We start from the raw sequence: 24,342 nt of genomic DNA on the forward strand, positions 1-24,342 counted from the left end.
TGGATTTGAGTTATAGCAACCTAAGCCAAAGCGAGATAACTAATTCAAGCTGTCTAAACTCGCTTTAATCGTTTCAATCTTAGCCAAGGCATCTGCCTCTTTTTTACGTTCGGAAGCGACGACTTGCTCTGGCGCACCACTTACAAAGCGCTCATTAGATAATTTCTTCTGTACCGATTTTAGGAAACCTTCCGTGTAATTTAATTCATCCGTCAATTTCTTGATTTCAGCTTCTACATCAATACTTCCTTCCATAGGAATAAAGTATTCATTCGATTTCACGCGAAATGTCAAAGCTCCTTCCAAAGGCTCATCTATATAATTAAATTCCTCCAAGTTGCCAAGTTTAGTAATTACCTCATCAAATGTTGTTGTGACATTGTCATTATTAACTACAGAAAACCCTATGGCTTCTTTAAAAGCAATATTTTTCTGCTTTCTAATATTTCGGATACCTGACACCACTTCAGCTGCAAAGTCGAATTCTGAAATCAATTGATGATTGATCGGTTTGGACTCTGGCCAGCTAGCAATTATTAAAGCCTCCTCTGGAGTGCGTTCTTTAATGTAATGCCATATTTCTTCCGTCAAGAATGGCATGAATGGATGTAAAATTTTTAAAATATCTTCAAAGATGCTATTAATACTCTCGAAGGTTTTACCATCTACTGGTTGCTGGTAAGCCGGTTTTACAATTTCTAATAACCAAGAGGCAAAATCATCCCATATCAACTTATACGTGGCCATTAACGCATCACTCAAACGATATTTACTGAAATGATCTTCAATTTCTGAAATGGTCTTTTGGAATTTTGAGTCAAACCATTCTATGGCAATTTTACTGGAGTTAGGCTGACTAATTTCTGTGTCTACGTCCCAACCTTTTACCAACCTAAAAGCGTTCCATATTTTATTAGCAAATTGCTTGCCTTGCTGACACAAATCTTCATCAAACATCAAATCATTTCCTGCGGCAGAACTCAACAACAAACCAACACGAACACCATCTGCTCCATAATCATCAATCAGTTTCAGCGCATCTGGTGAGTTCCCTAAAGACTTCGACATTTTTCGTCGTTGTTTATCGCGCACTAAGCCTGTTAAATAGACATTTTCAAAAGGACGTTCTCCTTTATATTCATAACCTGCAATGATCATTCTCGCGACCCAGAAAAATAAAATATCAGGTCCAGTTACTAAGTCGTTTGTCGGATAATAATATTGTATCTCTGCATTTTCTGGATGACGAATACCATCAAAAACACTTATAGGCCACAGCCAAGAACTAAACCAGGTGTCCAAAGCATCTGCATCTTGCGTTAAATCTGCCGCAGTTAAATCGGGATTACTAGATTTCTCCTGAGCTAACTTTAAGGCTTCCTCTGCAGTTTCAGCCACTACAAAATCAGATGAACCATCACCATAATAATAAGCAGGTATTTGTTGTCCCCAAAGTAACTGTCTTGAAATGTTCCAATCTCGGATATTCTCCATCCAGTGTCGATAGGTGTTTTCAAATTTCTTAGGGAATAATTTTACATCACCTGTTTTAAGCACGGCATCAATAGCAGGTTGTGCCAAATCTTGCATTTTTAAAAACCACTGATCACTCAAACGCGGTTCAATAACCGCTTTCGTACGCTCAGAAGTTCCTACTTTATTCATATGGTTTTCGGTTTTCACCAAGATATGCTGTGCTTCTAATTCTTTGGCAACCGCTTTTCTTGCTTCAAAACGATCTAGTCCTTCAAAGTGTAAACCATAGCTATTAAGTGTCGCATCATCGTTAAATATATCGACAACTTCCAACTGATATTTATCACCTAACACCTTATCATTTTCATCGTGCGCTGGCGTCACTTTAAGGCATCCTGTTCCAAACTCCATATCTACATAGTCGTCTTCGATAATAGGAATGACCCTGTTACAAATAGGAACAATCGCCTTTTTTCCTTTTAAATGAGAAAAACGTTCATCATTAGGATTGATACAAATAGCCGTATCACCAAAAATCGTTTCTGGTCGTGTTGTTGCGATGGTTAATTTCTCATCACTATTCTCTACTTGATACTCCAGATAATAAAGCAATCCTTGTTTTTCTACATGAATCACCTCTTCATCAGACAAGGTTGTTTTGGCCTCAGGATCCCAATTAACCATACGATAACCTCTATAAATCAAGCCTTTATTGTATAAATCCACAAACACCTTAATAACCGCCTCACTCATCTCATCATCCATCGTGAACTTCGTCCGATCCCAATCACAGGAACAGCCCAGCTTTTTAAGTTGTTCCAAGATCACGCCACCGTATTCTTCGGTCCATTCCCAAGCATGTTTCAAGAATTCGTCGCGCGATAAATCATTCTTATCAATGCCTTGCGCTTTCAGTTTGGCAACAACTTTAGCTTCAGTAGCTATAGACGCATGATCTGTACCTGGTACCCAACAGGCATTTTTACCTTGCAAACGCGCACGACGTATTAACACATCCTGAATGGTATTATTCAACATATGACCCATATGTAAAACTCCAGTGACGTTTGGTGGTGGAATCACTATGGTATAAGGCTCTCTTTCATCGGGTTCTGAATGAAAAAAGTTATGCTCCATCCAGTAATTGTACCATTTGCTTTCTACTGATTTAGCTGAATATTTTGATGGGATGTCCATGCTTTGGTATTGTTTTTGCTTTATTAAAAGCAAAAGTACTTATATTTCTTTTTTTGCGAAATGATTACATCAATTAATGACAAACTAAAACATAATTAATGTTAATTTAAAAGGTCGTTCAACTAATTTATTTTGCAGAATCGTAAAAAGTGAGTAGTTTTGATAGTATCAATTTAAAAATTTAAATGATGAAAAAATTAGTAATAATGTTATGTGTTGCCTTCTTAAGTGTTGGAGCTTTTGCCCAAGACAAGAAAGTAGCCAAAATTGAATTTAAAACAGATGTGATTGATTACGGAACCATCGAAAAAGGTTCGAATGGTGTGAGAGTGTTTGAATTTACAAATACAGGCGATGCGCCTCTTATCATTTCTAATGTAAAGTCAACCTGTGGATGTACTGTGCCTAAGAAGCCTGATGGTCCTATTTTACCTGGTGAATCTGGAGAGATTGAAGTGAAATATGACACGAATAGAGTGAATCCAATAAGAAAAACCATTACTGTAACCTCTAATGCTGAAACACCTACTGTAGCTTTAAAAATTAAAGGTTTAGTGATTGATCCAAGTAAGACAAATGTCTTGGAAAAAAAGAATAAAAGTGTGATGGAGCAATAAGCACTTCAACACAAAAGATTAAAAACTCCCATTATGGGAGTTTTTTTTGTTTAAATACGTTCTCTAATTTAAATTGAAAGTACATCGTTTGACCATTACGATTTACCGTTAAGCGTATGAGTTTGCCAACATCATTCTTGAAATATCTCACAATATTTTGCAATTTTAAATTACTTGTCTTTTTACCATTTATTGATAAAATAACATCGCCCACCATAATCCCTGCTTTTTCTGCTGGTGATCCTTTTCGCAATTCAAATACTGAATAAATAGGCTTTAGGGAATATTTGTAATATTTACTCAGGTCTACCTGCGTATTTCCTTCACCTCTTGTACCATAACTTTTAATACTTCTATCTTCTTCTTCCCTTACTTCTTTGAAGCCACTTTGCTCCAGAATAATGCCACTGCGATTGTAATAGAAAGGCGCATTGAAATTCCCATTTTTCTTCATCGTAATTTTGGCACGTTGAAAATCAAATATGTGATGATAGCGCTTCAATAACTCACCAGAAAAACTTCCATTTCGCCCTTTGAGCTTTCTAGCGTGACTAATAGAAGCTGAATCTGGGAACGCGGCATTGACGTTGCGCAATTCAAATGATTTTAGTTTGAAGGTCTTAACTTTAGAACGTTCGCCGTAAACATTCCCACTAAGTCCTTTTCCTAAGAAATCATGAAACCTTTTGTTTTGCAATGGCTGAATTCCAAGCGTTTCATCTTCAAAAAGCCATAAGGCGTCACTACTACCAGTATCAATCAAAAGATTAACAGGAACAAAAGAAGTATCAATTTTCACCTCTGCCTCCACATAGGGCTTGTTATTGTAGAAAGAGAGATTGAATTCTTCACATTTCTTACATCGTCTGTATTTATAAGATTCAGGTTTATTGAGTTTAATATACTGTGAGACATAATTAATTTCAACAATGAAATTTTTAAATATATCATAACCAATGATCCCGTGAACATCCACTCCTAACCTTGAAGTGAAGTTTATGGAATCGTCAAACACCACATAAATATCTTGATTAATATTGATAGCATCGCCCAATTTAAAAAAATTACGACTTGATTTTAAAGCTTCAATAGGCTCTCCTCCACCAAGTCCTCTTAGATATACCGTTTCTACGTTTTTAATCTGAAGCGAATCTGTATTAGTTATATTAAATAAAATGGGTTTACTAACACCTGTATCTAATAAGAAAGATAATGGCACGCCGTTTAGTTCAATGGGTAAAATGATCAAGTTGTTAATCAGCTGGAATTTGATTTTGTCACTTTTTTTTCCAGGCATATTGAAGGCACCTTGCCCAAAAGATAGGAGAAAGCAACACATTAAAACTAATGATAAAGCGTATGTTTTTTTGGAATTGATCATAAGTACGTTCACTAATTTACTAATCTTTATTACGATTGATATTATTCACTCGCTTTTTTAAATAAACTTTAAGATAATTTTCAGAACTTTACCCTCAAAATTTAAAGAGATGCCAACGATTTCCCAAAAAGGAGCTTCAATGCCAGAATCTCCAATAAGAAAATTAGTCCCTTATGCTGAAAATGCTTACAAACTAGGAAAAACAGTATATCATTTAAACATAGGACAACCCGATATAAAAACCCCTCAATTAGCTTTAGATGCTGTTAAAATTCATTCCTTAGATATTTTAGCCTACACTCGCTCTGAAGGCTCTGAAGGCTATCGCAAAAAAATCGCTCACTACTATGCCAAGAATGATATTCATGTAAGTCATGATGATATTATCGTTACAACGGGTGGAAGTGAAGCGTTATTATTTGCCTTCGGAAGTATTATGGACGTAGACGATGAAGTCATCATACCTGAACCATTTTATGCCAATTACAATGGATTTTCAACGGCTTCAGGCGTAAAAGTCGTTCCTGTAATCTCTAAAATTGAAGATAATTTCGCCTTACCTCCTATTGAGGAATTTGAGAAATTAATCACGTCCAAAACCAAGGCCATTCTCATTTGTAATCCTGGAAATCCAACGGGCTATTTATATTCGAAAGAGGAAATTAAAAAATTAGCTGCGATTGTTAAAAAACATGATTTATTTCTAATCGCAGATGAAGTCTACCGAGAATTTGTCTATGATGGCGCCAAACATTATTCAATTTTACAAGAAAAAGAATTAGACGATTACGCCATTGTCATAGATTCTGTGTCTAAACGTTATAGCATGTGTGGTGCAAGAATCGGTTGTTTGGTTTCAAAAAACAAAGATGTTATTAAAACCGCCTTGAAATTTGCACAAGCACGATTGAGTCCGCCAACATTAGCCCAAATTGCTAGTGAAGCTGCGCTTGAAACACCACAAAGTTATTTCGATGATGTTATTGAAGAATACCAAGAGCGAAGAAATGTCTTAATAGAAGAACTCCGTAAAATAGAAGGTGTACAAGTAGGCACTCCCAAAGGCGCCTTTTACTGTATTGCACAATTGCCAATCAAAAACTCTGATGCCTTTGCTCAATGGTTGTTAGAGTCTTTTGACATTAATGGGGAAACGATCATGGTGGCTCCTGCAGCTGGATTTTACAGTAGTGCTGGCGTTGGACTAAACCAAATTAGAATTGCCTATGTCCTGAATACAGACAGTTTAAAGAAAGCTGTTCATATTTTAAAAGAAGCCTTAAAAGTATATAAAGACTAGTGCACATTCAAAATCAAATATCCTTAAAACCCTATAATACATTCGGTATTGATGTTATAGCTAAGCACTATGTTTCTGTTACTACAACCGAGGATCTTCGAGCTGTTTACAGTTTAGAAGGTTATCCAAATAAATTTATATTGGGTGGTGGTAGTAACATGTTGCTTACCCAAGATATAGATGCCTTAGTCATTCATTTAAATTTAAAAGGAAAGCAGATTCTAGAAACCAAAGACCAGCATGTCCTCGTCGAATGTCAAGCTGGAGAAAATTGGCATGAATTCGTACAATGGACTTTGGACCAAGATTATGGCGGACTAGAGAATCTCTCTCTGATACCAGGTAACGTGGGTACCAGTCCTATTCAAAATATTGGTGCTTATGGTGTTGAATTAAAAGATTCATTTGTATCCTGTAAAGCATTCAATATAACAACTCAAAAAGTAGAAGTTTTTACCAATGCGGAATGTCAGTTTGGCTATCGTAACTCCATCTTTAAAAATGAAGTCAAAGGTCAATACATCATCGTAAGTGTGGTTTTTAAGCTCACCACTAGAAATCATCTATTACGCACTGGTTATGGTGCCATTTCTGCTGAGTTGGAAAGGATGAACGTTGAGCAACCGACTATTCAAACCATCTCAGAAGCGGTTATTGCTATTCGGAAAAGTAAATTACCAGATCCCAAAGACATTGGGAATTCAGGTAGTTTTTTCAAAAACCCAATCATTTCAAAAGCGCAATTTAAAAATTTACAGAGCCATTTTCCAGATGTTCCTTTCTATGAGGTATCGGAAACCGACATCAAAGTTCCTGCGGGATGGCTGATTGAAAAGGCTGGATTTAAAGGTAAAACCTTTGGTAATTATGGTGTTCACAAAAAGCAAGCCTTAGTGCTCGTCAATTACGGAGGGGCAAGCGGGAAAGAAATTTTGAAGTTATCGGAGCTCATTCAACAAACTGTTTACCGTATTTTTGAGATTCATATTGAGGCGGAAGTCAATATTATATAAACAAAAAGCCTCAATGACTTGAGGCTTTTGTTCACTACAGAATAGGTTTTTGAAAATGCTATTAATCAATTTTCCTTTTGGAAGAAAAAATTCTATTCCACAGAAATTATATGTTATTGGATTAAATTCCGTTCTTGGTAATAATTTAGTAATTTTACCATCTTATTTATATATACGATTGAAACTAAATTTTGGACGTTTTAAAATTTATTTTTTTTTAAATTTTTAATTTTTGAGCACACCTATAGAAAAACAAATAGTGGAATTGCTGTCTCAAGGCGATAAAAAAGCGCTTAATCTTCTTTATGAAAATTATGCAGATAGTCTTTATGGCGTTATTTTAAAAGTTACTATCAATGAAGAATTGGCTCAAGATGCCCTTCAAGAAACCTTTGTAAAAGTTTGGAAAAACGCTAAAAAATACGATGCGAAAAAAGCCAAATTATTCACTTGGCTCTATCGAATTGCCAAAAATACAGCCATCGATAAACTAAGAAGTTTTAATAATAGATTCGAGAAAGAAGTCCAAATCGACAAATCTAACGTATATATCTTACCAACAGCAAGTTTAAACCAAGATGTCTTGGATTTAAAAGATCATGTTGGACGCTTAGACGAAAAGTATCAAATTGTATTGAAAGCCTTGTTTTTTGAGGGCATGACGCAACAAGAAGCAAGTGATGAGTTGGACATACCTTTAGGTACCATCAAGTCTAGATTAAAAATTGGATTGAGGGAACTAAAAAAAGTTTTCGATCCAGAAATGAATTAATAATGGAAAAAAAATTACATACTTTTTTTCAATCTGGTTTACTTGACAAGTATATACTAGATGAAACTTCTGCTTCAGAAAGCCTGAAAGTAGAACACTATATTGAGACCTATCCAGAAGTGGAAAGTGAATATCTAAGATTGCAAGACAATCTGGAAATTCTTGCTAAGGCCAATGCTGTTGAAGCGCCAAGTTTTGTGCTTGATAGCGTTATAAATAGCATCGAAGACGACACCACTCCTGTAGTAAAAATGACAACTTCGAGACGTCGCACACCTTGGTACAGCATCGCGGCAAGTGTTATCGCTGTCGTGTTTGGAGCAACGGCTTTTATGATGTACCAGCAAAATCAAGAATTATTACGTGAAAACCAAGTGGTTGTTGATGAAATCTTTGATTTAAGAAGTGATATTGATAATAACAATAAAAAATTGGATGATGTGATGCGTCAGTTCATGAAACTGAACAATCCTGAAACTGAAAAATATGTCTTGAGAGGTAACGAACGTGCCAAAGATTTGAAGACTGTGGCTTACATCAATGCAGTTGAAAAAACATCAATGATAGATGTGGTTTCTTTACCACAATTACCAGAAAATCACTCTTATCAAATTTGGGCAGAAATGCAAGATCGTATGATCAATCTGGGCATTTTGGATCCTTCAGACACAGAACTTCAATCCATACCATATATGGAAGATGCTCTAGGTTTAGCAATTACTATTGAACAAAATGATAGTAAAATTAAATCATCTGATAGTGCCGTTGCAGAAATTGCCTTGAAGACTAAGAATAATTAATAAGTTTAAAGCATAAAAAAAAGCCATTACTTAAACAGTAGTGGCTTTTTTTTATGCATTCGTTTATTAGGCTTTACTAAACAATGTCTTGTGAATAAATCCAGCGACCAATGCACCTGCTATTGGAGCTAGCCAGAATAACCACAGTTGTGCGGTGAATTCTCCACCAGCAAAAATAGCCTGACTCGTTGAACGTGCAGGATTGACAGACGTATTAGAAATAGGAATACTAATTAAATGAATTAAGGTTAGAGCCAAACCTATGGCAATACCCGCAAAACCCTTAGGAGCCTTCGGATACGTACTTCCTAGAATGATTAACAAAAAGAACATGGTCAGCACAAACTCTGTCATCAATACAGACATCATACCATAACCTCCAGGTGATAATTCTCCATAGCCGTTTGCAGCAAAACTTCCTATATCAACGAAGTCAGATTTACCAGTTAAGATCATAAATAATAGTCCAGCAGCTGCAACAGCTCCAATCACTTGAGCTAAGATATAGCCCAGTAATTTCTTTGCAGGAAATTTTCCTCCTGCCCAAAGCCCGATGGAAACAGCAGGATTAAAGTGAGCTCCAGAAACGTGTCCAACAGCATATGCCATCGTTAAAACCGTTAAACCAAAAGCCAGTGCAACACCAGTGAATCCGATTCCCAATTCTGGAAATGCCGCCGCAAAAACAGCGCTTCCGCATCCTCCAAATACAAGCCAAAATGTTCCGAAGAACTCTGCCAATAATTTTTTCATAATGTTTAATTGTTAGTTAGAAAATATTAAATTACTAATTATAAGACACTTAAACACATTACAAAGTCACAAATCAATTTAGGCCCTGACATAATTGACCATATTTAATTGACGAAAACACCGACAAAATATTTATCTTTGCACAAAATAAGATGACTATGAAACTTATCCTCATCACATTAATTCTTTTAGGATTGGGAGTCGCTGGGATTGCCATTAAATTGTGGGCGAAAAAAGACGGCAAATTTGCTGGCACCTGCGCGAGTCAAAATCCAATGCTTAATCAAGAAGGTGAAGCCTGTGGTTTTTGTGGTAAAACACCCGATCAATTTGAGAATTGTAACGAACCTCAACACTCCTAACCTTTGCTTAATTTCTACGACGTATTATTCTACGTTTTCGTTGCAATTGTTATTGTTCAAATTATATATTACGGGTTTATTTTCGGTAAACTTGCTGGGTTAAAACAAAAAAAAAAGACCAGTCCTAGAATTCCTGTATCTGTTATCATCTGTGCCAAAAATGAGGCAGAAAACCTCGAAAAAAACCTTCCTGCAATCCTATCACAATCCTATCCTGATTTTGAAGTTGTTTTGATAAATGACCATTCTTCTGATGACACGTTGGAAGTGATGAAAACCTTTAAAGCGACTTACGATAACGTTAAAATTGTGGATGTAAAGCCGATTGAAGCGTTTTGGGGAAATAAAAAATATGCGCTTACATTAGGAATAAAAGCAGCAAAGCACAACCTACTTCTATTTACGGATGCTGATTGTAAACCTGTTTCTAACCAATGGATTTATCTCATGAGCCTTTCATTCAATGCTCAAAAAACGATGAATCTAGGCTATAGTCCTTATCAAAAAATAAAAGGATCCTTGCTTAATGCGCTTATACGCTTTGAAACATTCATGACAGCTGTTCAGTATTTTTCGTACACATTGATGGGTCAGCCTTACATGGGTGTTGGTAGAAATTTAGCTTATCAGAAAAACCTGTTTTTTGAAGCCAACGGTTTTATGAGTCATATGCAGATTAAATCTGGTGATGATGACTTATTTGTAAATCAAATGGCTACCAAACACAATACAACCATCTGTTTGGACAAAGACAGTTTTACGATCTCTGTTCCAAAAAAAACATTTAAAGCGTGGGTGCTTCAGAAACGCCGACATATTAGCACAGCGTCACACTATAAATTGAAACATCAATTACTTCTCGGGCTATTTTACATATCGCAAGTATTATTTTGGATATTAGCCATCTTTTTGTTGAGCATCACAAAAAATTGGGAACTGATGGTGGGATTAGTCGCTATACGATTTATCACGCAATTTGCCACGCTTTACACCATTGCAAAAAAGCTGAATGAAAAAGATCTTATCTTCATTTCACCTATTCTTGAATTCTTCTTAATTATTTTTCAATTCTTTATATTTATAACAAATCTTATATCAAAACCAACACATTGGAAGTAAAAAACGCGATTGAAAGAGCTAAAAAGAATGACCAAATAGCATTTAATTATCTATTAGATAAGTTTTGGAACAGTGTTTATGGTTTTCAATTGAAGCGTACTGAAAATGAAAATGATGCAGAGGATATTACTATCCAAACCTTTTCAAAAGCATTTGATAAGATACATACTTATAATGATCGCTATGAATTTCTAACGTGGTTGATTACCATTTCAAAAAACATTCATATCGATTTAATACGAAAGCAAAATTCGACAATTTCTGGCACTTCCAGTAATGAACAAAATGATGGTTACTATACCATTATTGACGAATCGCCTTCACCAGAAGATAAACTGATTACAGAACAGAATTTAGCGAAATTACTACGTGATATCAAAAAACTGAAACCACACTATCAGGAAGTCATTAATTTACGATATTTCCAAGAGTTTAGCTACAAAGAAATTTCAGAATCGCTGAATGAACCTATCAACAATGTCAAAGTAAAACTTTTAAGGGCTAAAAAACTGTTGGCAGAGATTATTACTAAAGAATAATGACGTGGTCATTAAAAAAAATAGGTCCAGGTTTATTGTTTGCTGGAGCAGCTATTGGTGTCTCGCATCTTATTCAATCTACAAAAGCTGGTGCAGAATTTGGATTTGGGTTGGTCTGGGCACTTTTATTGGTAAACATATTCAAATATCCTTTCTTCCAGTTTGGCCCTCGTTACGCTTTAGCAACCGGTGAAACCCTGTTAGATGGTTATAAAAGGCTAGGAAAAGGTGTTTTAATCACGTATTATGTATTAACATTTGCAACAATGTTCACGATTCAAACAGCTGTGACTATTGTGACAGCTGGTTTAGCTACCTCTATTTTTGGACTTGACATTTCCCCTGAATATTGGACCGTCATAATATTAGTGATTAGCTTTGCTATTTTGATTTTAGGCAAATATAGATTTCTAGACCGATTAATGAAATTTATTGTCGTGATTCTCACCGTGAGCACGTTGATTGCGGTATTCTTTGCTGCAAAAAACCACTCAGGCTCTGTATCTTTTCAAGCCTATATTCCCAATGCCGTAGAATTTGGATTTCTCATAGCATTCATGGGTTGGATGCCAGCTCCATTAGATATTTCTATCTGGCATTCACTTTGGGCCATTGAAAAACAAAAAGTAACGAAAGACTATAATGTGAAGTCAACGCTCTTTGATTTCAATGTCGGGTTTATCGCCACAATCATTATTGGAATTGGATTTATTTCTTTAGGCGCGCTTGTCATGTTCAATAGCGGTGAAACATTTAGTGATAAAGCGGGACCATTTTCCAATCAACTCATAGCCTTATATACGAATAACTTGGGTGAATGGTCTTATATTATTATTGGTATCGCGGCTTTTACGACCATGTTCAGTACCACACTAACAACATTAGATGCGTCACCACGCGCCATGGCCAAAACCACCGAATTATTATTTAAGAAAAGTCCGAAACATATGTATTTAATTTGGATGCTCATCTTAATTTCTGGCAGTATACTTATATTTTTCAAGTTTCAGTCGGAAATGGGATTTCTCATTCAAATCGCAACAGTTTTATCGTTTTTAACTGCTCCTTTCTATGCCATCATTAACTATAAACTCATTAGTAGCAAACATACACCAAAATCATGGCGACCTAGTTTGAAAATGCATATTCTAAGTTGGATGGGCATTCTCTTTTTAATTGGATTTAGCATCTGGTATCTATCTCTTTTATGATGCATGGTTACAATTATACTTTGTATCTTTGCCAACTAGAAACTTGTGTTAATGAATACTGAAACTGCATCGAAACCTGTCGTTGAAAGACAGCCGAAACCTAAATGGCTTCGCGTTAAATTGCCAACTGGCAAGAAGTATACGGAACTAAGAGGATTGGTCGACAAATATAAATTGAATACTATCTGCACTTCTGGTAGTTGTCCCAATATGGGTGAATGCTGGGGAGAAGGTACTGCCACTTTTATGATTTTAGGAAATGTGTGCACGCGTTCTTGTGGTTTTTGCGGCGTTAAGACTGGCCGACCAGAAACATTGGATTGGGACGAACCGGAAAAAGTGGCGCGATCGATAAAGATCATGGGCATTAAGCATGCGGTTCTGACGAGTGTAGATCGCGATGATCTCAAAGACATGGGAAGTATCATGTGGAGTGAAACCGTAAAGGCTGTGCGACGTATGAACCCTGAGACAACCTTAGAGACGCTTATCCCAGATTTCCAAGGTATAGAGCAACACATCGATAGAATTATAGATGTAGCACCTGAAGTCGTGTCGCATAACATAGAAACCGTAAGACGTTTAACCAGAGCGGTTAGGATTCAAGCCAAATACGACAGGAGTTTAGGTGTTTTGAAATATTTGAAGCAACAAGGTCAGCGTCGAACCAAATCTGGTATCATGTTAGGCTTAGGCGAAACACGAGAAGAAGTTATAGAAACACTACACGACCTGAGAGCTAATGATGTGGACGTTGTGACCATCGGACAGTATCTGCAACCAAGTAAAAAACATTTACCAGTGCATCACTTCGTTCAACCAGATCAGTTTGATGAATATAAAGAAATTGGTTTAGATCTTGGCTTCAGACATGTAGAAAGTAGCGCCTTAGTTAGATCCTCCTATAAAGCTCAAAAACATATTAATTAATGATTCGGGTTGGCATTAACGGATTTGGTCGCATTGGGCGACGTGTCTTTAGACTTATCCAAGATAGAGACGACATCCAGGTAGTTGCCATAAATGACCTAGCTGATGCAAGAACATTAAGTCACTTGCTGAAATACGACAGTATTCATGGCGTTTCAAAACACGCCATTGATCATACTGAACAATCAATCATTCTAAATGATCGATCCATTAGATTGCTCAATCACAATCATCCAGAGCAGATGGATTGGTCGCCATATAGCGTCGACTTTGTCATAGAAGCAACCGGAAGGTTTAAAACTTCAGAAACGCTTAAACATCATATTAAGAACGGTGCCAAACGCGTCATTCTGTCCGTTCCTCCAGTTGAAGATGATATAAAAACAGTCGTTTTGGGCATTAATGATCATATCATTGATGGGTCTGAAACTATTATTTCCAATGCTTCTTGCACCACGAATAATGCGGCTCCGATGATTTCAGTAATAAAGGAGCTTTGTGGTGTAAAACAAGCGTACATCACTACGGTACACTCCTATACAACAGACCAAAGTTTACATGACCAACCTCACAAAGACTTGCGTCGAGCACGAGCTGCAGGACAATCAATCGTACCAACTACGACTGGTGCTGCTAAAGCATTAACTAAAATTTTTCCTGAATTATCAGACGTCATAGGAGGTTGTGGAATTAGAGTTCCAGTAGCCAACGGATCTCTTACAGATATCACGCTTAATGTGGAAAAAACCGTGAGCATTGCAGATATTAATAGCGCGTTTAAAACGGCTTCAGAAACCAAACTTAAGGGCATTTTAGAATATACTGAAGACCCTATTGTTTCTATCGATATTGTAGGAAACACGCACTCTTGTATTTTTGATTCTCAAATGACCTCCGTTATCGGAAACATGGTGAAAATAGTGGGATGGTATGATAATGAAACTGGCTACTCCAGTAGAATTCTAGATTTAATTTGCAATTTATCGATGAAATAGTGTCTTTTATCGAATAAATATTTATATTTGTCCAATAAAAGTGGCCAAATATGTCCCAAACGAAACAATACATAGTTGCTTTTTTACTTGTTTTTACCTGCGCAATATCTGCACAAAACGATGATATAGAAGACGTTGAAGTGGTTAAATTGCGTATCGAAAACACCATCTCCCAATCTGAATTTGAACGGGAACGTGGTGATTATTTCAACTCAAAAGATAATCTAAAAAAAGCGTTGGAACTTGCCATTCAAATTGATGACAAGGAATACCAAGGGATTCTTCATGCTAAAATTGGAAAACTTCAGTTTACGGTCAATGAGTTTGACAAAGCCATTGTCTCCTTAACAAAAGCTGCAGAAATTCAAAGAGAATTAAATGACGCGAAAAACTTGGCTGTAACTTACAGCATCAAAGGTGCACTTCATGCGAGCATGGCTGAATATCGCGATGCTTTAGAGTATCTAAAATCTGCTAAAACCTTATTTGAGGAAGAAGATTTAGAAGATCAAATTCCAGAGGTAACGCTGAACGAAGCCAAAGTACATTACAATCTAAAAGATTATAAAACAGCCAAATCTCTGTTAGAGAATACTATTGTTTCTGCCAGAAAGACGAATCAAAACGACATCCTTTCTAATGCCTTGATTTACAGCGGAAAAGTATTCGATAAATTAGGCAACAATAAGCAAGGTATCAAGCTAGCCAATGAGGGATTGGAAGTTGCTAAACTCAATGACCTTACAGAAAACATTAACGAAGGGTACTTAACCTTAAGTGATATTTACGAAAACGATAAGAACTATCAGAAGGCTTACATGTATTTAGAAAAACATGTAGCATTATCTGATTCTATTTTGAATATCCAACGGGCTAACCTTTCACCTGAAAAAAGAGCAGAATACTTAGAAACTTACAATGCTGCTGAATTTCAGAAGCTAAAAACAAAGGTGGAAAAACAAGAATCAGACAGCAACCTTGCTAAAATAACGACCATCTTAAGTATTGCATTAATTACAATACTATCATTATTAACACTCTCGTTGTATAAAAACAATAACATCAGGCTTAAGTCGAACAACATGCTTCAAGAAAAAAATGATGATCTTATTGAAGCAATGAAAAAAGCGGAGCTAGCCTCCAAAACGAAGGCTAACTTCTTATCTACCGTGACCCATGAGCTACGTACACCACTGTATGCGGTCACAGGCTTAACGAATATGTTATTAGAGGAAGAACCAAACCCAAAACAAATACCACATTTAAAATCACTGAAATTCTCTGGAGATTATCTATTGACGTTCATCAATGACATCCTTCAAATAAACAAGATTGAAGCCAACAAAGTTGAACTTGACCCAGTGCTATTCAATCTAAAAACGAAGGTAGAAAATGTGTGTTCAGCTCTTAACAATTCAGCATTGGATAACAATGTGAAGATGCATTACGAATATCAAAAAGACCTTCCTGAAACGTTTATAGGTGATAACCTAAAGATTTCCCAAATCTTAATCAACCTTATTGGTAACTCCATCAAATTCACCAAAGATGGCGACATCTGGGTACGTGTGTACAGTATTTCCCAAAAGGGCGATGATCACGTTTTAAGATTTGAAATTGAGGATAACGGTATCGGTATTTCTAAAGAAAAGCAAGACAATATGTTTGAGAGTTTCTCCCAAGGCTCCATTCAAATTAATAGGAAATATGGCGGTACAGGTCTAGGCTTGTCTATCGTTAAAGGACTTATTGAAATATTAAAAGGAAAAATCTACTTAAAAAGTGAATTAGGAAAAGGCACCACCTTCTTTTTCGAAATTCCGTTAACCTACGCTCCAGAAACTGTTAAAATTGAAAAAGAGGATTATTCTAAAAACATTAGCAAATTGGACATAAGCAACATCAAGATTTTGATTGTTGAAGACAACAAGATCAATCAAATGATTACCAAAAAGATTCTAAATAAAATGAATCTGGAGTGTGACATCGTAGACAATGGCGAAGCAGCCGTAGAGAAAGTCAAGCAAAACAATTATAATGTTGTTTTAATGGATATCCATATGCCTGGAATAAGTGGTTTAGAAGCCACCAAGATTATTAGAACTTTTGATAAAGAGCTTACCATTTTTGCATTGACTGCTGTGACTCTTGAAGACAAAATGCACGAATTTGATGAAGCTGGTTTTGATGATATTATTTCGAAACCTTTTAAACAAGAAGACTTCGAGAAAAAATTATTTGAAGTTCTAGCTGTCAATGAAAATAATAGTGCCTCCGTTTAATAGGACTCTATAAAAGTAGCTATCTGTTTTTTAAAAGCTGCTTCTTCGTCTATTTCGAATGACATAGGTAAATAAAACAATTGAGAGGCATCCAACTTAGGTTCGTCTTTTAACCTCACATAATCTTTTTCGGTAGTCAATATATAGGGCTTTTGAGATAACAATGCAATGTCTGCAGTTGAAAACGTATGATGATCCTTAAAATTAAGATGTTCAAATGTGATCTGACACTCAACCAGATAATCTAACAAGGGTTGTGGATTTGCAATTCCTGTAACCAAAGTTATCGACTTGTCTTTTAAGTATGTCATTGGTTGACTTGTTTCCGAAGAAAAAACACGATCCGAATAGGAGATGGTACTAAAATATACCGATTGATGACTTAAAGGCTTTATCTTCAGTTTGACCTGCGCTTTATCTGCTTCAGTTAAATTTTCTGGACACTTAGTGACTAAAATGATTGTCGCACGTTTTGCACCACTTTTCGGCTCTCTCAAATTTCCAGTGGGCAACACCATATCATCCACATATAGTTGATTGTAGGTAGTTAACAAAATATTGAATCCTGCCTTCACCTTCCGATGCTGAAAGGCATCATCCAATAAAATCACATCGGGTTGCTTTAATGCTTTCAGCTGAGAAATTCCACGCTGTCTATTGGCGTCAACACTCACAATAATATGATCGAACTTCCTGTAGAATTGTAGAGGTTCATCACCTATATCTTTGGCAGTAGACGACGAATCTGCAATTATAAAACCCTCGGTTTCCCTCTTATAACCACGACTCAAGGTAGCCACGAGATGCGTCTCCTTAAGAAACGAAATTAAGTACTCAATCGTCGGTGTTTTTCCTGTACCACCAACACTGAGGTTACCAACACAAATGATGGGTAGATCATATGATTTGGACGATTTCCATCCCATATCGTATAATCTATTTCGAACCCACACCACGATATAATATATAGGTACAAAAGGAAAAAGTATTTTTCTAAGTAGCTTCATTAGAACGAAGTTAATATTTTATATTTGTTTTTGAACTCAACACTACAATAATATGACTGTTCAAGATGTGATTAACCACCTAGAAGCATTAGCGCCTTTAGAATACGCCGAAGACTTTGATAACGTGGGACTTTTAGTTGGAGACATAAGTAAAAATATAACGGGTGTATTGGTAACTTTAGACACACTTGAAACTGTTGTTGATGAAGCTATTCAGAAAAATTGCAATCTCATTGTTAGCTTTCATCCTATTATTTTTAAGGGCCTAAAATCAATTACAGGGAAGACCTATGTTGAGCGAACGATTTTAAAAGCCATTACCAACAATATTGCTATTTATGCTATTCATACGGCTCTTGATAATGCTATCAAGGGCGTTAATGACATCATTTGTGATCAACTCGGTCTCATCAATAAACAAATTTTGATACCTCAAAAAGGCACGATAAAAAAACTCACTACCTATGTTCCGATAAATGATAGTGAAGCTTTGAGAAAAGCTTTATTTGAAGTTGGGGCAGGAAATATTGGTAATTACGAAAATTGCAGTTTTAATCTAGAAGGAACTGGGACATACAAAGGAAACGAACAGTCTCATCCTACTATTGGAGAAAAAGGCGTCTTACATCAAGAAAAAGAGACCCAAATATCTGTGACCTTTAACAAACATATTGAATCGCATTTGCTACAAACGCTTTTTAAACACCATCCTTATGAAGAGGTGGCCTTTGAAGTTAGCACTCTTGATAATTACAACCAGAACATTGGTATTGGCATGGTTGGTGACTTACAAAAAGAGCAACACATCACTGATTTTTTTGATTTCGTAAAAGAAACGATGAATGTTTCATGTATTAGGCATTCAGAAATTTCAAAAGATACCGTCAACAAAGTGGCTGTATTAGGTGGCTCAGGGAGTTTCGCCATTGGCGCTGCGAAAAGAGCTGGTGCGGATGTGTTTATCACAGCGGACTTAAAATATCACGACTTCTTTTCTGCGGAAAACGACATTATTTTGGCAGATATTGGGCATTATGAAAGTGAACAGTTCACAAAAAACTTTTTAGTAGACTATCTCTCGAAAAAAATTACTAATTTTGCAGTCGTTTTATCAACGACGCATACAAATCCGGTAAAGTATTTATAATTATGGCAAAAAAAGCTGAAGCATCTGTTGAAGATAGGTTAAGAGCACTCTATGATTTACAATTAATTGATTCTAGAATCGATGAAATAAGAAACGTTAGAGGAGAGCTTCCTTTAGAGGTGCAAGATTTAGAAGATGAAGTTGAAGGCTTAAATACACGACTTGAAAAGCTCGCAACCAACCTTGATTTAATCGATGATCAGATTAAAGGAAAGAAAAACTTGATTGAAGAAGCGAAGGCGCTTATCAAAAAGTACTCTGAACAGCAAAAGAATGTTAGAAATAACAGAGAATACAATTCTTTAACAAAAGAAGTTGAGTTCCAAGAATTGGAAATTCAATTGGCTGAAAAACATATTAAAGAATTTAAAGTTCAAATTGAACAGAAAAAAGAAGTCATAGACGAAACAAAAGACCGTCTGAAAGACCGTAAAACACATTTAAAGCACAAAAGAAGTGAATTAGATGCCATTTTAGCGGAAACTCAAAAAGAAGAAGAAGCCTTGATTAAAAAATCCGAGGATTTCCAAAAGAAACTGGATGATCGTCTGGTAAATGCGTATTTACGCATCAGAAACAATGTCAAGAATGGTTTAGCAGTTGTGCCAATCGAAAGAGGTGCTTCTGGAGGTTCTTTCTTTACGATTCCACCTCAAATTCAAGTGGAAATCGCTTCAAGAAAAAAAGTCATTACTGACGAACACAGTGGTCGTATCTTAGTAGATGCAGAACTCGCGCAAGAAGAAAAAGAAAAAATGGAAAAAATGTTTTCCAAACTTTAATCCATTAAATCATAAGTAAGTAAAAGCCTTTGTCAAATTTGACAAGGGCTTTTTCATTTTAATATAATTTTCACAAAAATGCTATTAAGTTTTGGTAACTTATTACGACCAAGTAAAAAATAAAAAGAAATTTACATGAAAAGATTCCTTCCAACAATCGTCCTTGTCTTATTAATGAGCTGTCAAAACACAGCACAAAATAACGATAAGCAACTCGCCGTGATCAATGCAGAACCAAAGGAAGTACCCATAGAAAATGGAAAAGCTAAAGCGTATTTTGCCAGTGGCTGTTTTTGGTGTGTTGAAGCGGTATATGAAAGCGTAAAAGGCGTGGAAGAAGTCATTAATGGTTATTCAGGTGGCCATACGGAAAATCCAACCTATGAATTGAGCAATACGGGTAAGACTGGTCACGCAGAGGCAGTTGAAGTGATCTATGATCCTAACGTTGTTAGTTTTTCAACCTTGGTAGACGTCTATTTTGCATCGCAGGATCCCACTCAAGTTAATGGTCAAGGCCCAGATCGTGGATCCCAATACCGATCCATTATTTTTTATCAAAATAATGAGCAAAAACAAATTATTGAGTCGAAAAAGAAGGCGTTAGCAGAAGCACTTGATAGTCCGATAGCCGCTGAAATCTATCCGTTCCAAAAATTTTGGATAGCCGAAGACTACCACCAAAATTATGAAAGACTCCACCCAAACAATGGCTATATCAGGAACGTGTCTATTCCGCGATTAAACCGTTTTAAAGCGAAAATGCCAGAAGTTTTGAAAGTTAATTCTCACTAATTTTTACATCTTGTCGATAAAATTTGGTTTTTTGTCGTAAACACTTGTATTTTAGTCCCGTTACTAACAAAGATTGTCCCAAATCTGAAATACAATAACGATGAAAAAAATTACTTACCTACTCTGTTTTGCCATTGGCACTTATATGGCAACTGCCCAAACACCTGGCGTATCAATATTTAGTAGTTTTCAGAATGAATACATAGAATATATCCCAGGTAATTTACCTATCATTATCTCGGTACCACACGGTGGTGTTCTACTTTCAGGAGAGACTATTGGTGGTGTTTTTTATGACGACAACGATGCCAACTTACCAGACAGAACTTGTGGTACCATTGAAAGAGATGTCAATACAGATATTTTAGCACGACGTATACAAGATGAAATATTTGCTCAAACTGGCGGTTATGCCCATATCATTATTAACAACTTACATCGCTCAAAAATGGATCCTAACCTGATGGTAAGTCCTGGATCTTGTGCTAATAGTCACGCTGCATCCTACTGGAGTGATTTTCATAATTTCATCAATGATGCTAGCCAATCTGTAGAAGCCAATTGGGGAAAAGGGCTTTATATCGACCTACAAGGAAAAAGTAACGTTATTCCTAGAATTGAGATTGGTTATAACATCTCGTCTTCTGAATTAAATTCCAGTGATTTGAATGTATCAACAATTATAGATAAATCGACCATCAAGAGTTTAGTCATGAACAACCTTAACAACTTATCTCATGAAGATTTAGTGAGAGGTACCAACAGTCTTGGTCAGTTATTTAAAGATGCTCCTGGCACCTTTTATAACTCTATTGATCCTTCTGGTTCTGAAACTGGATATCAAGGTTGCGGTGTGAATTCAGGATACAGAGCGGTTCCTAGTAATTCCTCATTTGGAACAGATAATTGTGACGACACCATGCCACATGGCAATGCCTATTACGATGGCGATTCTTACAATAATCGACGTCATGGATCTGGAGACGGCACTGGTGGTCCCATGAGTATTGGTGGTGGTGGAAACATCGACGGTGTGATGACCGTTGTGAATGATCGTGTACGAGATCTAGGCGCACCTTACGACGCCATGCCAAATACCTTAGAACCATTTGCCATCGATTTCGCTAATATTATTTTAGATTACATCGATATTCACTATAATAATTTTTCAGAGTTTACATATACAGAAACGAGCTATGATATTACAGATACGGATCCTACACCTGCAATTACAGGTATTAGTGATGGTGTCTTTTCGAGCACGCCAGCTGGATTAATGATAGATCCAAACACCGGAATCATAGATGTATCTGCTTCGGCTGTTGGCAACTACACCATTACTTATAGTGTTGGACCAAATGACTTTTACACAAGTTCTAGAAGCATAGACATAACTGATGATAGCTTAAGTGTCAATGATCAAGAGTCTGTTAGTATGAAGCTATATCCAAATCCGACGAACGGCATGATATACATTACCTCAAGTATCCAATTAAAGGAAGTTAAAATTTACAATCTTGTAGGGCAACACATCATGACGAAGCGCATCGAAAACAACATGTCATCTATAAATATGTCTGAATTCAGTACAGGATCCTACCTTATGACTTTTTATTCTGACAATCAGTCACTCGGATCAAAATTGATTGTGAAAAATTAAAGTTTTGTTGCTTTAATTTCAAAAATAAGCGGATATAATTTATCCTTAGTTACAAAATTGCCAGATTTGGTTTCTACTAAATCTGGCAATACATTATACGGGCTTTCATCATGTTCATTTAAAAACTCAATTTTTAGACCAGCCGATATCAAGGAATTCACAACTTCACTCAATCCATGATTCCAGCCATATTCCTTGCTAACCATTTTTGAATTTTGATTAGCATAAGTCCCTTCATATTCCTCATAAATTGCTTCATCTTGCATATATCCATACTTCATCACTGATTGACCATCCAAATAATCGAACATCCAAACGATGGGATGAAATTCAACCATATAAAACACACCACCTTTTTTGAGGCGTTCGGCAATCATTTGTCCCCAAGGCTTTAAGTCGGGCAACCACCCAATAACACCGTAACTCGTAAAAACGATATCAAAGGTATCTTTTACATGAGCAGATGTATCTAGCACATTACATCGTACAAATTCAGCATCTAATTGCAACTCGTTGTTCAAAGATTTAGCTAATTCAATTCCTGCATCACTTAGGTCGACACCTAAACAATGGGCACCACGTCTACTCCAACTTAGTGTGTCTTGCCCAAAATGACATTGCAGATGCAAAAGCGATTTTCCTTTAACATTTCCTAGAGCACTAAGTTCGTAGTGTTTTAGAGACGTCTCCCCATTTTTAAATGCCCTGAGATTATACATAGCACTATCGGCATGTATCGCAACCTTATCATTCCATGTTTTCCTATTGACTTCAAAATAATGCTCGCTCATAATCTTTAATTTTAAGCTCTAAAATAATGATTACGACGGAAATGTAAAGACTTTCATACCTTTACAAGAAAAATTTATGATGCGTATATTCAAAATTATTTTCCTGATGACATTTTTGATGTCCTGTAAAACAGATTCAAAAGAAACCGCTACGGCAGCAACCACTCCTGAAGACAATTTAAATCTTAGCGCTGCTGAAAAAATTGCCAAAGCTCACGGCTTAGAATACTGGAAAGATGTTTCAAAAATCGAATTCACATTTCAAGTCGACAGAGACACGATTCGAGGCAATGGAAGATCTTGGACCTGGTTTCCTAAACAAGATAGCGTCATGATGCAGGCAGGGGAGCAAGATGTAAAATTCCATCGAAAAAAATTGGACAGCGTCCCATTAAATGCCGACAAAGCTTTTGTTAATGACAAATTTTGGCTATTGATTCCATTTCAACTCGTTTGGGATGAAGATAAAACGATCTCAGAACCATCAAAAGATGTGGCCCCTATTTCAAAACAATCGCTCAATAAAATTACTCTAACCTACGGTGAGAAAGGAGGCTACACTCCTGGCGATGCCTATGACATTTATTTTGATGATGATTATATGATTCGGGAATGGGTATTTAGACAAGGAAATTCTAAAACACCAACAATGACAACGACTTTTGAAAACTATCAAACCTATAACGGACTAAAATTGGCTATGGACCATAAAAAACAGAATGGCAATTGGAACTTAAGGTTTTCAGATATTCATGTTGAGTAAACGAAACAGATCAATTCTTAAAAAAATATTAAAATAGGAGCATTCGGCATCCAAAACAGAACATATGGACGTATATATGATAAAATATTCCGCCAAAGGCGTCCATATATATTCAAAGCGCTTTATCTTTTAAGATGAAGCGCTTTTTCTTAGTCCTTAAAATCTGATTCTGTGTGCGTTCCGTCGCAATAAGGTTTGTTTTTAGAGGCGCCACATCTGCAAAATGCCGTGGTTTTGTTTTTCTTCTCCTCTCGACCATTACGATGCGTCACCATCAAGGTCCCATAAACTATCAATGGCCCGTTGTCCATCACTTCAATTTTAGTTTCAAGGGTTTCAGCTTCTTGATTAGCGTCGTCTTTCATGTAATAGCTTAAGGCGCCAGAGGGGCAAGCCTTCACTTGTTTTATCATGGCGTCGTTAGATGCAGCATCTATTTTTATCCAGGGACGTTCTTTAGGCTGAAACACTTCCCCTAGTCCTTTTACACAAATCCCAGAATGAATACAAGCATCTGGTTTCCACACGATGGTTAATTCATCATTACTATATTCTTTTGTTTTTCCCATGGCTTTCATATTTCTTTAAAGATAACAAAAAGCTGCGTTTTTTCTTTCTGAAATGCGCCCTTCTTCCATCGTCTACTATTG

Annotated in this window: 23 protein-coding genes; 17 read left to right on the top strand and 6 right to left on the bottom strand. The window is 36.3% G+C overall.

Annotated elements, in window-relative coordinates; all coding sequences use genetic code 11:
• Positions 1–39: 39 nt before the first annotated feature.
• Positions 40–2,673 carry a valine--tRNA ligase gene (locus ACU8DI_RS00640; protein WP_447110802.1) on the bottom strand — a complete coding sequence of 878 codons (2,634 nt, stop codon included), beginning with the start codon at positions 2,671–2,673 and terminating at the stop codon, positions 40–42.
• Between the two features lie 188 nt (positions 2,674–2,861).
• Here ACU8DI_RS00640 and ACU8DI_RS00645 point away from each other — a divergent pair, with 188 nt between their 5' ends.
• Positions 2,862–3,290, top strand: coding sequence for a DUF1573 domain-containing protein (locus tag ACU8DI_RS00645; protein ID WP_447110803.1), 429 nt, complete (start codon positions 2,862–2,864; stop codon positions 3,288–3,290).
• Between the two features lie 31 nt (positions 3,291–3,321).
• Here the strand turns inward: ACU8DI_RS00645 and ACU8DI_RS00650 are convergent, their stop codons facing one another.
• Positions 3,322–4,587, bottom strand: a complete 1,266-nt coding sequence (locus tag ACU8DI_RS00650; RefSeq protein ID WP_447110804.1) for an aspartyl protease family protein — start codon at positions 4,585–4,587, stop codon at positions 3,322–3,324.
• 193 nt (positions 4,588–4,780) lie between these two features.
• Between ACU8DI_RS00650 and ACU8DI_RS00655 the strand changes: the two genes are divergently transcribed.
• The 4 genes from ACU8DI_RS00655 to ACU8DI_RS00670 all read left to right on the top strand — a co-directional run bounded on the left by ACU8DI_RS00655 (position 4,781) and on the right by ACU8DI_RS00670 (position 8,556).
• Positions 4,781–5,971, top strand: coding sequence for a pyridoxal phosphate-dependent aminotransferase (locus tag ACU8DI_RS00655; protein WP_447110805.1), 1,191 nt, complete (start codon positions 4,781–4,783; stop codon positions 5,969–5,971).
• A complete protein-coding gene (gene murB, locus ACU8DI_RS00660) occupies positions 5,971–6,984 on the top strand; it encodes a UDP-N-acetylmuramate dehydrogenase (RefSeq protein ID WP_447110806.1) in 1,014 nt (337 codons plus the stop codon). Before ACU8DI_RS00655 ends, murB begins: the two co-directional genes overlap by 1 nt.
• A 232-nt stretch (positions 6,985–7,216) precedes the next feature.
• The gene (locus ACU8DI_RS00665; RefSeq protein ID WP_447110807.1) at positions 7,217–7,756 is read left to right on the top strand and encodes an RNA polymerase sigma factor; all 540 of its coding nucleotides are present in this window, start codon (positions 7,217–7,219) and stop codon (positions 7,754–7,756) included.
• A 2-nt stretch (positions 7,757–7,758) separates the two neighbouring features.
• Complete coding sequence (locus ACU8DI_RS00670) at positions 7,759–8,556, top strand: anti-sigma factor domain-containing protein (RefSeq protein ID WP_447110808.1); 798 nt, start codon at positions 7,759–7,761, stop codon at positions 8,554–8,556.
• A gap of 66 nt (positions 8,557–8,622) precedes the next feature.
• Here the strand turns inward: ACU8DI_RS00670 and aqpZ are convergent, their stop codons facing one another.
• Positions 8,623–9,309 carry an aquaporin Z gene (gene aqpZ / locus ACU8DI_RS00675; RefSeq protein ID WP_447110809.1) on the bottom strand — a complete coding sequence of 229 codons (687 nt, stop codon included), beginning with the start codon at positions 9,307–9,309 and terminating at the stop codon, positions 8,623–8,625.
• Positions 9,310–9,467: 158 nt separating this feature from the next.
• Here aqpZ and ACU8DI_RS00680 point away from each other — a divergent pair, with 158 nt between their 5' ends.
• Genes ACU8DI_RS00680 through ACU8DI_RS00710 form a run of 7 tightly spaced genes read left to right on the top strand, consistent with a single transcriptional unit; the run spans position 9,468 to position 16,747 of the window.
• Entirely contained in the window at positions 9,468–9,671 is a 204-nt protein-coding gene (locus tag ACU8DI_RS00680) for a membrane or secreted protein (RefSeq protein ID WP_447110810.1), read from the top strand.
• Between the two features lie 3 nt (positions 9,672–9,674).
• Positions 9,675–10,790, top strand: a complete 1,116-nt coding sequence (locus tag ACU8DI_RS00685; RefSeq protein ID WP_447110811.1) for a glycosyltransferase — start codon at positions 9,675–9,677, stop codon at positions 10,788–10,790.
• Positions 10,781–11,329 carry an RNA polymerase sigma factor gene (locus tag ACU8DI_RS00690; protein ID WP_447110812.1) on the top strand — a complete coding sequence of 183 codons (549 nt, stop codon included), beginning with the start codon at positions 10,781–10,783 and terminating at the stop codon, positions 11,327–11,329. Before ACU8DI_RS00685 ends, ACU8DI_RS00690 begins: the two co-directional genes overlap by 10 nt.
• On the top strand, positions 11,329–12,540 hold the full coding sequence (locus ACU8DI_RS00695; protein WP_447110813.1) for an Nramp family divalent metal transporter: 1,212 nt from the start codon (positions 11,329–11,331) through the stop codon (positions 12,538–12,540). The genes ACU8DI_RS00690 and ACU8DI_RS00695 overlap by 1 nt, the downstream gene beginning before the upstream one ends.
• Before the next feature lie 51 nt (positions 12,541–12,591).
• Positions 12,592–13,470 (top strand): lipoyl synthase, encoded by an 879-nt coding sequence (gene lipA, locus ACU8DI_RS00700; RefSeq protein ID WP_447110814.1) that lies wholly within the window; start codon positions 12,592–12,594, stop codon positions 13,468–13,470.
• Complete coding sequence (gene gap / locus ACU8DI_RS00705; RefSeq protein ID WP_447110815.1) at positions 13,470–14,465, top strand: type I glyceraldehyde-3-phosphate dehydrogenase; 996 nt, start codon at positions 13,470–13,472, stop codon at positions 14,463–14,465. Before lipA ends, gap begins: the two co-directional genes overlap by 1 nt.
• Before the next feature lie 50 nt (positions 14,466–14,515).
• Positions 14,516–16,747, top strand: a complete 2,232-nt coding sequence (locus ACU8DI_RS00710) for an ATP-binding protein (RefSeq protein ID WP_447110816.1) — start codon at positions 14,516–14,518, stop codon at positions 16,745–16,747.
• On the opposite strand, the gene lpxK is transcribed toward ACU8DI_RS00710, so the two are convergent.
• Positions 16,744–17,754, bottom strand: a complete 1,011-nt coding sequence (gene lpxK, locus ACU8DI_RS00715) for a tetraacyldisaccharide 4'-kinase (RefSeq protein WP_447110817.1) — start codon at positions 17,752–17,754, stop codon at positions 16,744–16,746. The genes ACU8DI_RS00710 and lpxK overlap by 4 nt on opposite strands.
• 52 nt (positions 17,755–17,806) lie before the next feature.
• Here lpxK and ACU8DI_RS00720 point away from each other — a divergent pair, with 52 nt between their 5' ends.
• The 4 genes from ACU8DI_RS00720 (at position 17,807) to ACU8DI_RS00735 (ending at position 22,138) form a co-directional block, all read left to right on the top strand.
• Positions 17,807–18,901 (top strand): Nif3-like dinuclear metal center hexameric protein, encoded by a 1,095-nt coding sequence (locus ACU8DI_RS00720; RefSeq protein ID WP_447110818.1) that lies wholly within the window; start codon positions 17,807–17,809, stop codon positions 18,899–18,901.
• Positions 18,902–18,903: 2 nt separating this feature from the next.
• Positions 18,904–19,683 carry a zinc ribbon domain-containing protein gene (locus tag ACU8DI_RS00725; protein WP_447110819.1) on the top strand — a complete coding sequence of 260 codons (780 nt, stop codon included), beginning with the start codon at positions 18,904–18,906 and terminating at the stop codon, positions 19,681–19,683.
• Between the two features lie 135 nt (positions 19,684–19,818).
• A complete protein-coding gene (gene msrA / locus ACU8DI_RS00730; RefSeq protein ID WP_447110820.1) occupies positions 19,819–20,478 on the top strand; it encodes a peptide-methionine (S)-S-oxide reductase MsrA in 660 nt (219 codons plus the stop codon).
• 100 nt (positions 20,479–20,578) lie between these two features.
• Complete coding sequence (locus ACU8DI_RS00735; protein WP_447110821.1) at positions 20,579–22,138, top strand: T9SS type A sorting domain-containing protein; 1,560 nt, start codon at positions 20,579–20,581, stop codon at positions 22,136–22,138.
• Here the strand turns inward: ACU8DI_RS00735 and ACU8DI_RS00740 are convergent.
• Positions 22,135–22,929 carry a class I SAM-dependent methyltransferase gene (locus ACU8DI_RS00740; RefSeq protein WP_447110822.1) on the bottom strand — a complete coding sequence of 265 codons (795 nt, stop codon included), beginning with the start codon at positions 22,927–22,929 and terminating at the stop codon, positions 22,135–22,137. The two genes, ACU8DI_RS00735 and ACU8DI_RS00740, sit on opposite strands and share 4 nt — an antisense overlap.
• A 106-nt stretch (positions 22,930–23,035) precedes the next feature.
• Here ACU8DI_RS00740 and ACU8DI_RS00745 point away from each other — a divergent pair, with 106 nt between their 5' ends.
• Positions 23,036–23,692: a hypothetical protein gene (locus ACU8DI_RS00745; protein WP_447110823.1), complete on the top strand. Its 657-nt coding sequence runs from the start codon at positions 23,036–23,038 to the stop codon at positions 23,690–23,692.
• A gap of 149 nt (positions 23,693–23,841) precedes the next feature.
• Here ACU8DI_RS00745 and ACU8DI_RS00750 read toward each other — a convergent pair whose 3' ends face one another.
• Positions 23,842–24,261 (bottom strand): (4Fe-4S)-binding protein, encoded by a 420-nt coding sequence (locus ACU8DI_RS00750; protein ID WP_447110824.1) that lies wholly within the window; start codon positions 24,259–24,261, stop codon positions 23,842–23,844.
• Positions 24,262–24,342: the final 81 nt, after the last annotated feature.

Source organism: Psychroserpens sp. BH13MA-6, assembly GCF_052983595.1.